The sequence below is a fragment of the Oleiphilus sp. HI0117 genome, assembly GCF_001635235.1.
Window position 1 is genome coordinate 1 of sequence record NZ_LWGA01001306.1, and the last position, 258, is coordinate 258.

The window sequence follows — 258 nt, forward strand, 5'->3', positions numbered from 1 at the left end:
ACCTATATTTGGATCAAGGTACGGCTCGTGGACGTTTGACGCCTCTCAAGGTAAGTAACGATGAGCAAAGCTGGTATGAACTTGGTGAGCCGCGCGAAGCCGATTTGGCTGAGTTAGACGTCATTCTTATGCGTAAGGATCCACCCGTTGATTCAGAGTTTATTTACGCTACGCATATTCTAGAACGGGCCGAGCAGCAGGGAGCTTTAGTATTAAATAAAGCCCAAAGCTTGCGAGATTGTAATGAAAAGCTATACG

At 46.1% G+C, this 258-nt stretch carries 1 pseudogene; it reads left to right on the top strand.

The annotated features are described in order from the left end of the window. Nucleotides 1-258, top strand: a pseudogene (locus A3757_RS22640) (glutathione synthase); the annotation flags it as partial.